The 12,042-nt window shown below is 57.2% G+C and carries 16 protein-coding genes; 15 read left to right on the top strand and 1 reads right to left on the bottom strand.

The genetic code is table 11. The annotated features are described in order from the left end of the window. Nucleotide 1 precedes the first annotated feature (1 nt). The 9 genes from ACFSW5_RS16125 (at nt 2) to ACFSW5_RS16085 (ending at nt 7,320) form a co-directional block, all read left to right on the top strand. Nucleotides 2-430, top strand: coding sequence for a cupin domain-containing protein (locus ACFSW5_RS16125; RefSeq protein ID WP_379275059.1), 429 nt, complete (start codon nt 2-4; stop codon nt 428-430). A 57-nt stretch (nt 431-487) separates the two neighbouring features. After that, on the top strand, nt 488-1,693 hold the full coding sequence (locus ACFSW5_RS16120) for an amidase (RefSeq protein WP_379275057.1): 1,206 nt from the start codon (nt 488-490) through the stop codon (nt 1,691-1,693). Nucleotides 1,694-1,717: 24 nt separating this feature from the next. After that, nucleotides 1,718-2,533, top strand: a complete 816-nt coding sequence (locus ACFSW5_RS16115; RefSeq protein WP_379275054.1) for a creatininase family protein — start codon at nt 1,718-1,720, stop codon at nt 2,531-2,533. 17 nt (nt 2,534-2,550) lie between these two features. Continuing rightward, nucleotides 2,551-3,417 (top strand): fumarylacetoacetate hydrolase family protein, encoded by an 867-nt coding sequence (locus ACFSW5_RS16110; protein WP_379275052.1) that lies wholly within the window; start codon nt 2,551-2,553, stop codon nt 3,415-3,417. Nucleotides 3,418-3,482: 65 nt separating this feature from the next. Then, nucleotides 3,483-4,820, top strand: a complete 1,338-nt coding sequence (locus tag ACFSW5_RS16105) for an amidohydrolase family protein (RefSeq protein WP_379275049.1) — start codon at nt 3,483-3,485, stop codon at nt 4,818-4,820. A gap of 81 nt (nt 4,821-4,901) precedes the next feature. Continuing rightward, complete coding sequence (locus ACFSW5_RS16100) at nt 4,902-5,675, top strand: DeoR/GlpR family DNA-binding transcription regulator (protein ID WP_379275047.1); 774 nt, start codon at nt 4,902-4,904, stop codon at nt 5,673-5,675. A gap of 170 nt (nt 5,676-5,845) precedes the next feature. After that, the gene (locus tag ACFSW5_RS16095) at nt 5,846-6,241 is read left to right on the top strand and encodes a phage holin family protein (protein WP_379275045.1); all 396 of its coding nucleotides are present in this window, start codon (nt 5,846-5,848) and stop codon (nt 6,239-6,241) included. 136 nt (nt 6,242-6,377) lie between these two features. Then, nucleotides 6,378-6,785, top strand: a complete 408-nt coding sequence (locus tag ACFSW5_RS16090; protein WP_379275043.1) for a hypothetical protein — start codon at nt 6,378-6,380, stop codon at nt 6,783-6,785. A gap of 145 nt (nt 6,786-6,930) precedes the next feature. After that, nucleotides 6,931-7,320, top strand: a complete 390-nt coding sequence (locus tag ACFSW5_RS16085) for a cytochrome C oxidase subunit II (RefSeq protein ID WP_379275041.1) — start codon at nt 6,931-6,933, stop codon at nt 7,318-7,320. 55 nt (nt 7,321-7,375) lie between these two features. On the opposite strand, the gene ACFSW5_RS16080 is transcribed toward ACFSW5_RS16085, so the two are convergent. Further along, nucleotides 7,376-7,627 (bottom strand): hypothetical protein, encoded by a 252-nt coding sequence (locus ACFSW5_RS16080; protein WP_379275038.1) that lies wholly within the window; start codon nt 7,625-7,627, stop codon nt 7,376-7,378. A gap of 99 nt (nt 7,628-7,726) precedes the next feature. On the opposite strand from ACFSW5_RS16080, the gene ACFSW5_RS16075 reads away from it, so the two are divergent. From ACFSW5_RS16075 to racE, 6 genes are all read left to right on the top strand, one after another. Beyond that, entirely contained in the window at nt 7,727-8,014 is a 288-nt protein-coding gene (locus ACFSW5_RS16075) for a Dabb family protein (protein WP_379275036.1), read from the top strand. A gap of 144 nt (nt 8,015-8,158) precedes the next feature. Further along, nucleotides 8,159-8,578 (top strand): DUF86 domain-containing protein, encoded by a 420-nt coding sequence (locus tag ACFSW5_RS16070; protein ID WP_379275033.1) that lies wholly within the window; start codon nt 8,159-8,161, stop codon nt 8,576-8,578. 212 nt (nt 8,579-8,790) lie between these two features. Further along, the gene (locus tag ACFSW5_RS16065) at nt 8,791-9,306 is read left to right on the top strand and encodes a hypothetical protein (RefSeq protein WP_379275031.1); all 516 of its coding nucleotides are present in this window, start codon (nt 8,791-8,793) and stop codon (nt 9,304-9,306) included. A gap of 2 nt (nt 9,307-9,308) precedes the next feature. Then, nucleotides 9,309-9,704, top strand: coding sequence for a YtxH domain-containing protein (locus ACFSW5_RS16060; protein WP_379275029.1), 396 nt, complete (start codon nt 9,309-9,311; stop codon nt 9,702-9,704). Nucleotides 9,705-9,981: 277 nt separating this feature from the next. Continuing rightward, entirely contained in the window at nt 9,982-11,022 is a 1,041-nt protein-coding gene (locus ACFSW5_RS16055; RefSeq protein WP_379275027.1) for a copper amine oxidase N-terminal domain-containing protein, read from the top strand. Nucleotides 11,023-11,170: 148 nt separating this feature from the next. Next, complete coding sequence (gene racE, locus ACFSW5_RS16050) at nt 11,171-11,980, top strand: glutamate racemase (protein WP_379275025.1); 810 nt, start codon at nt 11,171-11,173, stop codon at nt 11,978-11,980. Nucleotides 11,981-12,042: the final 62 nt, after the last annotated feature.

Below are 12,042 nucleotides of genomic sequence, written 5' to 3'. Positions count from 1 at the left end.
GATGAATATTCCAGGCTTGAAATACGGCAATTTCGAGGATTGCCCGGTTTATAAAATTTCGGCGAAGGACACGAACAAGTTCGTTCTGCTGTGCGACCGCACGGAGGTGCCGTTTACGTCGTTCGTCGAAATTTTCGACGTCGGCGGCCGGACGCCTTCCAACGAGCATAAGGAGGCATCCGAATATTTTTACGTGCTGAAAGGAACCGGACTCGCCAAGGTCGGCGACTTCGAGACGCCGCTGAAGCAAGGCTCGTTCGTTATCGTTCCGCCGGGCAATCATCACGATATTATCAATACCGGCAACGAACGCCTTTATACGCTGACGACGATGATTCCGGACGAGAAATTTTCCGACCTGATCAAGTCCGGGCCGAAGGCAAGCTTGGACGAAGAGGATTTGGCGGTATTGAGAGCGGCGTTGTCTTAGGCGGCAGCCCAATCCAAAGCGAAGGCCGGATGCGGCCGAATGGGAGGATTTTTCGCAATGAACGACTCGTGGAATGCTTTTTTTCGTGAAGATATACAATTGGAAGCCACGGGCGACGGGGTTCTGAACGGGCTGTCGTTTGGACTGAAGGACGTATTCGCGGTCAAAGGCCACGTCTCCGGAGCCGGCAATCCGGACTGGCTGCGGACGCACGGGCCGTCGGAGAGGAACGCCGCCGTCGTGAACAAGCTGCTGGCCGAAGGCGCCAGGCTTCGCGGGATGACGCATACCGACGAGCTGATGTACAGCTTGAACGGACAAAATTATCATTACGGGACGCCGATCAATCCGAAAGCGCCGGACCGGCTGCCCGGCGGCTCTTCAAGCGGCTCGGCGGTTGCCGTCGCGGCAGGGCTTGCCGATTTCGCGATCGGAACGGACACCGGAGGCTCCGTCCGCGTCCCGTCCGCCTACTGCGGCATTTACGGCATGCGTCCGACGCACGGGGCCGTCTCGGCGGACGGCTTGATTCCGCTTGCGCCAAGCTTCGACACCGTCGGCTGGATGGCGGGCGACGCCGCGACGCTTAGGCGCGTAGGGGAGGCGCTGCTGGAGCGGGAGGAGGAGCGGCATGACGCCTCGTTTCGGAGGCTGCTGCTGCCCGCGGAGGCATGGGCGATGGCGGAGCCCGCTTGCGCGGATAAGCTGAAGCCGTTTCTCCCTCATCTGTCGGAGCGTCTGCCCGAAACAAGCGAAGTTTCGATCGCGCCGGAAGGGCTGGACGAGTGGATGCGCGTTTTTCGGATTATTCAAGGCATTGAAATATGGGAAAACCACGGCGATTGGATTACGAAGGAAAGCCCCGTGTTCGAGCCGAGCATCGCGGACCGGTTCGATTGGACCCGCACGCTGAAGCGCGGCGAGTCGGAAGGGGAGCTGCGGCTGTGGCGGGATATCCGCGCCAGGCTGCGGGAGCTGCTCGGCGAGGACGGGCTGATGGTGCTGCCGACGATTCCGGGCTCTCCGCCGCGCCGCGACATCAGCGGCACAGAAAACGAAGAGCGGCGTTCCCGCACGATGAAGCTGTCGTGCATCGCCGGTTTGTCGGGGCTGCCGCAAATCAGCATTCCGGCCGCCGTGTCGGAAGGAGCGCCGGTCGGCTTATCCGTTATCGCGGGCGCGGGCCAGGATTCGAAGCTGCTCCGCTTCGTGGAAAGCTGGGCCGGACAGCATGCGGAAGCTTTATTACAGAACCGGAACTAAAGTTCCGTCAGGAGGAGTGCCATCATGTTTACAAGATATGAAGGAAAAGCTTGGGAAGAAAAATTTCTTCCCCGTTTGACTAGAAAGCAGGTGGCCGAGCTTCCGAAGGAGAACGCGCTTGTCATCTTGAGCATCGGAGCCGTCGAGCAGCACGGCGACCATATGCCGGTCATGACGGACGCGCTGATCGGCGAAGCGACGTTGACCGAAGCGATGGAAAAGGTCGGGCCGGACGAGCAAATCTGGGTGCTCCCGCCGATCTCTTACGGCAAAAGCAACGAGCATATCGGCATCCCGGGCACGATATCGCTGTCGGCTTCGACGCTGGCCGGACTGGTGACGGATATCGCAAGCAGCTTGAAGGCCAGCGGCTTCCGCCGTCTGCTGCTGTTCAACACGCACGGCGGCAATATGGACCTGCTCAACGTGATCGCGCGCGAAATCCGGATTTCGTCGGGGATGATGGTCTTTTATTTGGCGCCCTCGAGCTTGAACGTCGCTTCGGACCTGATGCCGGCGGAGGAGCTGGAGTTCGGCATCCATGGCGGCGACTACGAAACGTCGGTCGTCATGCATCTGAAGCCGGATTGGGTGCAGGAGGAATACCGCGTCAAGGAGATGCCGGGGATGGAACGGTTCGACTATTTGACGCTGGAGAGCAAAATCCGCTTCGCCTGGAAAATGAACGACGTTTCGGCCAGCGGCATTCTCGGCGACGCGACGGCCGCAACCGCGGAGAAAGGAAAGATCATTCAAGAACGGGTGACGGACATTCTGGCGAAGGCGTTCGCAGAGCTGAGCCGTTTCGAAATCGACGAATTCGTGAAGCACAACAAATAGAAAGGCGGTCTAAAGGGATGAGGCTGGCGACGATAGTCTTCGAAGGGAAGGAACAAGCGGCCGTAGCGGCGTCCGGAGGCTATGTGCCGGTAGCGGCGATCAACCGTGCCCAAGGGACCGATTGGAGCACGGACATGTTTGCGCTTATCGCAAGCGGACGGCTGGACGAGCTGACCGGGTGGTACAACGGCGGCGGGAACCGCATCGCGGAACAGCTTGGGGGCGTGCCCGAGGCGGACGCGAAAGCGGCCCCCCTTTACCGGCATCCGCGCAAAATATGGGGCATCGGCATGAATTACGCGAAGGATCCCGCAGAGCTTGCGGCCATGCCCGAGGATTCGGAGCCGGTCGGCTTCATGAAGCCCGATACGGCGCTCATCGGGCCCGGCGACGACATCGTGCTGCCGCCGCAATCGAAGCAGGTGACGGCGGAAGCGGAGCTTGCCATCGTGATCGGCAAGGCATGCCGGAACGTCGGAGAGGACGAGGCGCTCGGATGCATCGCGGGCTATGCGGCTTCGATCGACGTGACCGCCGCCGACATCCATGCGAAAAATCAGCGTTTTCTGACCAGAGCCAAAAGCTTCGACACGTTCTTCAGCTTCGGTTCGGAGCTGCTGACGACAGACGAGGCCGGCGACGCGTCGGAGATCAGGGTCGAAACATGGCATAACGGAGAGCTGAGCTGCGCCGACACGGTGTCCAATATGCGCTACCGGCCGGCGTATATCGTCGCGTTTCATTCGCGGGTGATGACGCTGCTGCCCGGCGACGTTATTCTGACCGGGACGCCGGGAGCGGTCGTGCTGCGCGACGGCGACACGGTCGGCTGCCGAATCGGCGGCGGACTGCGCATGTTGGCCAACCCGGCGGTTAAAGGATAGTTTTGCTTGGCAAGGACTGGAAGGTCATTACTGCTTGCATGTCAGATCGAAAGGGTGATAGGCGTATGGGCAACAGCCGGCTTACGATCGTAAACGTTCGTCTTCCTCTTGCCGACGAGCGGCTTTATTATACATTGCGCGCCGAAGGCGGGAGGTGGACGGAAGTCGCCGCGCAGGACGGTTATTTGGAGCGTTCGGAGCCGTATGCGCCGTTTGACGCCGAAGGCGCGGTCCGGGCGGAATGCCTAGACGCGGAGGGCAAGGTCGCTTTGCCGGGGTTTGCGGACGTTCACATGCATTTGGATAAAGCGTTCTCCTTGCCCAAAGTCGGCAACGTCTCCGGAACGCTTGGCGAAGCGATCGCGAACTATGCGGCCAGCGCCGGGACCTTTTCCAAAGAAGAGATATTGTCCCGAATCATGAAGACGGCATTGCAGGCCGTATCTTACGGAACGTCGGCGATTCGGACGCATCTCGACTTCCATGCGGCGGCCGGACGAAGGGTGGCGCTTCAGTCCGTCGAAGCGGCGCTTGAGGCGAAGGAGCGGCTTGCGCCTTACTTGGAGCTGCAAATTTTTCCGATGTTCTCGTACCGTTCGAGCACGGCTTCGGACGTCGAATTGTTCGAGGAGGCGCTTCGGATGGGCGTAACGGGCGTCGGCGGGGCGCCGCATATAGCCGACGAGCCGGAGCGGAACATCGACTTGATCTTTAGCCTGGCCGAAAAATTCGACCGCCCGATCGACCTGCACACCGACGAAACGGACGATCCCGAAATGAAGACCGTGCTTTACATCGCGGACAAAACGACCGCTTCCGGCTACGGCGGCCGCGTGACGGTCGACCATCTGTGCTCGCTTGCGTCCATGCCGCCGGCGGAAGCCGCTTCCGTCATCGCCCGCATGGCGGAAGCGAAGCTAAGCGCGGTCACGCTTCCGGCGGCCAACCTGTACCTGCAGGGCCGGGGCGATAGCGCGGCGGTCCGGCGGGGCGTAACGCGGGTGAAGGAGCTGGCCGCCGCGGGCATTCCGATCGCGACGGCTTCCGACAACGTGCACGATCCTTTTCATCCGTTCGGCCGGGGAGACATGCTTCAGATCGCTCTCATTACGGCTTACGGCGCGCATATGGGCGCCCCTTCCGATCTGCGCCTCTTGCTCCGCATGGCGACGGAAATTCCCGCCTCCATCATGGGACTGCGCGGCTACGGCATCGCGGCGGGCAACGCAGCCGATCTGGTGCTGCTCGACGCCGTCACGCCGGATGAGCTGTTTACGAAGCTGCCGGACCGCCGCTGGATATACCGGGCCGGCAGGTGGCTCAAGTTCGCTCCCCCGGAAGCGGGATGGGAAGTCCCCGAGCTTGGGGAGCAATGGACCGCCTATCGCCGTTACGGATTATAGCCGTCCTCCGGCGCATTCGGCCGGGTTATAAATCCATTGGGTCCGAACCGCCGGACGGCGGGAAGGAAAGGAGCGAGCGCCGTGCTGATCGGGACGCGCCGGCACGAAATTATGAAAATCATGGAGCTGCAAAACCAGGCGACGATCGTCGAGCTGGCCGAACGGTTCAACGTGTCCCAGATGACGATCCGGCGGGATCTCGACATTTTGCAAACCGAAGGCAAAATCAGGCGTTCCCACGGCGGGGCCGTCCGGATCAGAAGCTTCGCGGGCGCGAGCTACGAGCACCGCTCCCGGCAAAACCGGGAGCTTAAGCTTGCCGTCGCCAAAGAAGCGGCCAAGCGCATCCGGGACGGCATGAGCCTCATTCTGGATGCCGGCTCGACCATGACCGCATTGGCTTGTCAACTGGAGCCCTTCCGCAATTTGAAAATTATAACGCGGGACCTGAACATCGCCCGCCTGCTCGCCGACGAGCGGCGGTTTCCGACCTTTGACGTGTATTGCACCGGCGGCCGCCTGAGCAAATGGGCGAACAGCCTGGACGGCCTGTATGCGGAGAAGATGCTGGCGGGCGTGACGGCCGACATTACGTTTATGTCGTGCGAAGGGGTGTCGCTGGCCAAAGGGGCGATGGCATGGTCGCCGGTCATCGTCGGGGCGAAACAGGTTGCGATGAAGGCCGGCGGCAAAAACGTGCTTCTCGCCGATTCCAGCAAATTCGGCTATACATCGCTGGCCATCTTCGCCGGGCTCGACGCGTTCGACGAAATCAATACCGACGGCGCCCTAGGCGAATGCGAGGCGGCCCGCATCCGCGAGGCCGGAATTCCGCTTTGCGTAGCCGATCTATAAGGCACAATTAAACTGTTACGGCGAAAACAGCCGGCAAACGGGTTCGCTCCCGTTTGCCGGCTGTTTTTTTGGCGTTAACCGGAAACGGGCAGCGTGCCGCGCATCTTGTTACGGACAACCTCAAGCCGAATTGCATACAATGGATTACGGCTAGGAAGTGAGGTGTACAGATGCCGCTAGTAATGGTTTGTTCGGTCTCTGGTCTGCTCGGAGCTGTCGTCACTTTTTCGTTCGGCATGTGGACGGAAGCGTTGACGTTTCTTTTATGCGCCATGGGCGTCGATTACATCACGGGCATTGCCGCGGCGCTGCGGGAAGGAAAAGGCTTGAACAGCGGCGTAGGTTTCTGGGGGCTCGCGCGGAAAGGTCTTATTTTGCTCGTTATTTTGTTGGCCCACCGCGTAGACGTGCTGCTTCAAATAAACAATATGGCGATGGGGGCGGCTACTTACTTTTACATCACCAACGAGCTGATCTCCATTATCGAAAACTACGGGAGGCTGGGACTCCCGCTGCCGCCGCAGCTTCGCAAAATTATCGAGGTGTTAAAGGAAAAAACGAAATAGCCGCAGGTTCCGGTCCGAATCCCGAAAAAGCCGTGCATCGGGAAAGGCGGGCCGGTTCAGCCTCCCGCTTGCATAGACAAGCCCTTCGCGGGTATAATAGGAACATATGTTCTTAACGGATTAGGGGGAATGGCGAATGGCTTTTTCAACGAAAGACGGAGACCGCACGGCGTGCGAGACGACCGACGCTCATCCGCCGATTCAGACGGAAGAAGAACTGGAGCTTGTGAAGCGTTATTTGCTGCTTGGGATCGTCATGCGGATACTGGACCATGACATTAAAGCGATCGGCCGTACGCCGATCAAGCTGCCGCGTCTGTACGAATCGATGCTCCGGGGCGTGCAGGATCGGGTTCTGCTCGATCTTGCGGCAATACGCCAGCAATTTCGCAAAGGCGGCATTAAAGTATACGAGCAGCTGCAAGAAAGCGACGGGCTGAGGGCCCGGTATGTATGCAGAGGCTACCATCATCAGTTTTTTATGCTGTGGGGTTTTGTCAAAGCCGAATCGGAGCGGGTCCTAAGGCGTTATACGTCCGAGTAATTCCCTGAATGATTGCCGATTTGTTCATGGAATTGCCATAAATATAAAAAAAGTTTCCACAATAAACAGTTTAAGGTTGAGAAGTTACGCCTATCTTATTAATATAGAAAATAGACATTATCGCCGTAAAGGGGAGCATATTGCAATGCAGAAATGGATCATGTTTGTCCTATTCATCGCCGCCTCATTACTTGGGGTATATTTGCTGACGTTCGGATTGCCCGAAAAGCCCGTTGATGAAAGCGCTGCGCTTCCGGAAGGCATGACGCTCCTGAAGATCGAGGCATCCAACGATTTCGTGTTTGACCAGGAAGTATACACGGTTAAAGTAGGAGACAAGGTTCGACTGAAGCTGCATAACAAAAGCGGGATTCATGGTGCTGAAATTAAAGGGCTGAACGTAAACCTGCAAGGCGATCATCTGGAGCAGGACATCGAATTTACGGAACCCGGCGAATATGAAATTCATTGTTCCGTCGCGTGCGGAATTGGCCATGCCGACATGAAAGCAAAGCTTGTCGTCGAAGCCGCATAGACAAGATAAAGGAGCCCATAACGGCTCCTTTATTGCTGCGGGCGCCGAATGTGCATTAAGCGTGCCGCCTTCCGCGCCCCCATTGAATGAGGGTATCGGCGATAAATCCGATCAAGGCCCAGCTGATGACGGTAAGCACGTACATCGGAAATATGCTCACTTCGTGTACGTCTACGAACAGATCGACAAACCATGCCGGTACGCTGAGCATGAAGAACACCATATTGTGCGGATCGTAGCCGGTATAGTTGAAGAGGCAGACCGCAAGTCCGATAATCGCTGTCGCAATCGTTATCGGATAGCGCATAAAAGCATCAATCCTTTCCGCCGACATTGCCGTAATGAGACTGCTTAGGTTATTATGTGACAGAAGGATATTTGTCATGCTTTCGAGGGAGGGAAAGAAATGATTACGCATATCGTTTTGTTTAAATTGAAGGACGCAAGCGCGGATAATGTGGAACGGACCATGCAGGTGCTCCGCAATATGGAAGGCAAGATCGACGTGCTGAAGTCGATCGAAGTAGGGGCCGACGTGCTTCACTCGGCGCGTTCTTACGACATCGGTCTCATTACGAAATTCGATTCGCTTGAAGATTTGGAGAAATACCAGGTTCATCCGGAGCATCAGAAGGTGATCGCTCACATGAACGAAGTGCGGGAGTCATCGGTAAGCGTAGACTTTGAAAGCTAAGGAGAAAGCGTATCGGCTATGGGCGACGTTTATGAAATATTGACTTATCTGCTAGTCATTATTGTAAGCGCAATTATTATGCTGGCTTGGCTGAGGCGCAAAGCCGCGAAGAAGAAGCAAGGTTAGAAAGCGGGCGACAGAATTATGTATTATGTGAATCAGGAGCAGATCGCAAGCAGGCTTCAGACGATACCGGTCATTAACGAAGCGCTCGAAGCGCTCGCGGCGGGCTGGTCGGGTACGTTGATCGAAGGATTGGCCCAGGAGAGGGCCATCCATCTCGCGATCGAAATAGTCACCGACGTGGGAAGCTTTCTGATCGACGGTTTTATATTGCGTGATGCAAGCAGCTACGAAGATATTATCGATATTATCGCGGAGGCCGAAGTGTTTCCCGCAGAGCTGAGGGAGCCGCTTGGCGAGCTCGTAAAGCTGCGAAAGCCGCTTGTGCAGGAGTATTACGCGATGCGGCGGGACGAGCTTCATCCTCTTACGCCTGCGCTTCCGCGTATATTGAGCGGCTTTAAAGCTTCGGTCGAAGATTATTTGAAGCGGGAGTTGTAAACCGTCAGCCGGGTTGAATCATCCCCTGGTTAATCGTCTGGTTGAGATCGCCACTATGCCGGCGGCATCGTTCTTGTCTATAAGATAAGGACGGTGCCGTTTTTCGTTTTCCGCCATTCTTTTGTGTCAAGACAAGCCCAACCTGCTTATAATGGGAATACGAAATGGGCATTTGTCCCGTCTCTATTCAAGGACAGCAGGGAGGCGAAGCCATGTCGGCCATAGAATGGATTGCCGCGGCCGCTGCGGCGGCATTCGTAGCGCTTGCGGCCGGAACGCTGATCGCATTGCGCCGGATGACGGCGAGAGCGGCAGCGCTGCAGGCTTCCGCGGAAAGCATGCAGCGGGAAATCGAGCAGCTGGCGCAGGAATACAAGCGGCTCGTACCGCCTGCCGAGCAAGCGATTCGCACCGCGGAGCAAACGGTCCGCACGGCGCAAAAGCAGCTGCAATCGATGAACCGTTTGTTTGAGTCGGCTTCTCATATCGGGGGCGCGATCGAAAAATCCGCTTCGGCCGTGCACCGCGTATCGTCGGTTCTATCCAGTCAGGCCGCCGAGCATATCGAGCGCGCCGCCGCGAACCGGCGAATCGGCGAAGCTTACGAGTGGATGGAGCTTGGGCTAACGGCATGGCAGCTATGGCAGTCCCGGCGCAAAGAAAGTCCCGCCTCGTCCGAATGGGGGCACATGGATAAAGGGCACCATAAGTCCGAAAGGAGCGAATAAGGATGGCTAAACAAACGAAAGGTTTTCTGTGGGGAACGATAGCGGGAGGAATCGTCGGCTCCGTGGCGGCATTGCTGCTGGCGCCCAAATCGGGCAAAGAGCTTCGCGGCGACATTTCCGAAGGAGCTCAGAAGGTCGGCAGCATGACGCTTAATGCGGTCAATCAGGTTGGGGAAACGACAAGCCGGGTTGCGAAGCAAATCGGCGGGCAGGCGGCCGATTTTGCGGGCAAAGCGAAACAAGCGGGAATCGGCTTGGCGGATACCGTCAAATCTTGGCGCACAGGCGGAGCCGAGCCGGAAGAGTTGGCGGAGGTCAGCAGCCATGAAGCCCGTGCCAAGGAGCTTGAGGAAACGTTCGACGGCGACAAGGAAAACGATGACACGTTGCGTTTCTAAGAAAAACGCGGATCCGCTTCAATCGAGCAGGTACGGCCGTTATTCGGCGGCCGTTGCGACCGTCGATCGCGATTCGGATTTTCGTTACGGCATACGGAGCCTTCTTGAGATTGACGGAAAACCTTCGGCAGCGCTGCACGAGCTGGCCGAAGGTTTTTTGTTTAGCTTCGCGAGGACGGCGGCAGCCGCCTTTCGGACAAGGTTGCAACATTATGGCGATGGAAAGCGTTTCATAATGTGCAGACCAGATCTGACATTACGTAAAGGATGTTGATTCATGATGAGACGATTAGGCAAACAAGCAGCGGCGGTCGTTATTGCGACGGCAATCGCGGGAACGGGAGCGGCCTATGCGGCGGCGCAATCCGAATCCGCTGCCTCGGGGCAAGTCCAAGCAACTTCGTCGGCTTCCAAGGAGATTACGGCAGAGGGAACGAAGCTGAAGGGAGAAACCTATGCCAAAAACGGCTTTGTCATGATCCCGCTGCGCGAGGCGGCGGAAGCATTGGGCTATAGCGTAAAATGGAACAAAAACGGTATTGTCGAATTGAGCAAAGGCAACGTCTGGACGCAGGTGCAAACGGGCGTCGACCAATATACGGTAAACCGGATGTACATATCGCTTGGCGCGGCGCCCGAGCTGAACAAGGGCAAGCTGTACGTGCCTGCTTCGTTCGTAAGCGAAGTGCTTCGCGCAGCCGTCGTAACGGAAGGCGCATCCGTTGTCATCTCGCCGGCACAACCGGTTGAAGACCAGCCGGCCGCCGAACTGGAGGAGCTGCAAATGACGGGAACGATTACGGGCATTCGCGCGGTGGACGGCAAAGTGGTCTCCGTCCAGGCGAACGGAGCCGGCATGAACGGCATCATCTTGAATATCGACGATTCGACGGCGATTGCGGCGGCGGACGGAACGGCGATGAAAGCCGAAGAGCTTAGTCTCGGCATGTCGATACAAGCTGTCCATAATGCGACAATGGCGCTTAGCTTGCCGCCGCAAACGTATGCGTCGAGCATTACGGTAACGGGAAAAGCCGCGGTAGCGGAATCGACCGGCACCGAAGGCGTCGTCAAAGAAGTTCGCACGGACGACGACGGCCGTATTTCGCTGCTTGTCTCCGGCACGGGGATGACGGAAACGGCTCCTGCCGAGGTTGTGGTGCACGTTCAAGACGATACGGTATTGATCGATAAAGACGGCGAAGCCGTCGAAGCCGCTTCGCTGAAGGAAGGGGCGAACGTGCTGGCCTTCTACGGCCCGGTATTGAAGAAAAGCTTGCCGCCGATTGGCACCGCTTGGAAAATCGTGCTGCAATAATCCGGCCAACGGCCGGGAAGCCACCCCCCTTTTCTTGAAGGTTGTCCGGGAGTAAGCTAATATAGAAGGTACCTTTTTGTTTTCGACATCATATGCTATTTTTAAATTTAGCACGTGACAACTATGTATAGAGGAAAGCGGTGTGTTTGTGCAGCAACCCATTGCAGTATTGGATTCGGGCGTAGGCGGGCTTACCGTCGTGAAGGAAATGATGCGCCAACTGCCGCGCGAGAAAGTGATTTATTTCGGAGATACGGCCCGCACGCCATACGGCCCAAGGCCTTCCCGGGAAGTGCTCCATTTCACGCGTGAAATCGTAGATTATTTGCTTCAGTTCAGACCCAAAATGATTGTTATTGCTTGCAATACGGCCACCGCCGTTGCGCTGGAGGACATTCGCTCCCGGGTGAACGTTCCCGTGATCGGCGTCATTAACCCGGGCGCCCGGGCGGCGATTAAACGTACCAAGACAGGAGTCATCGGCGTGATCGGAACCCAGGGCACCATTAACAGCGGCGCGTATGAGCATGCGCTAAAGGAATTGTCGCCCCATGTCCATGTGATCAGCGAGGCATGCCCGGCATTCGTTCCGCTTGTGGAACGGGGCAACTTCCGTTCGAACGAAACGTACGAAACGGTACTTTCGTCGCTTGGCCGTTTGCGCAAAGCTCCGATGGATTGTCTTATTCTCGGATGTACGCATTACCCGTTCTTGTCGGACACGATTGCGGAAGTGATGGGCGACCATGTCGAGTTAATCAGTTCGGCGGAAGAAACCGCACGCGACATCAGCACGATTTTGCATGATCAGCGCAAGCTGGCGAGAGGCGATCAGCTTCCGGTGCATCAATTTTTTTGCAGCGGAGATCCGGCTATATTCAAGCAAATTACGCTTCAATGGCTCGGCGAGCAGATTGAATTGACGCCGGTCGTTTGGCAAGTGCCGCAAATCGGATAAACGAATGCGAAACCCCCGGCAGTTGATGCCGGGGGTTTCGTTTCCGCATAGAGGGTTATCTC

It is taken from the genome of Paenibacillus thailandensis (genome assembly GCF_042685365.1).
GTDB lineage: Bacteria > Bacillota > Bacilli > Paenibacillales > Paenibacillaceae > Paenibacillus_AP > Paenibacillus_AP thailandensis.
The sequence above is the reverse complement of the archived record's forward strand: the minus strand, read 5'-3'. Positions and strand labels throughout refer to the sequence as shown.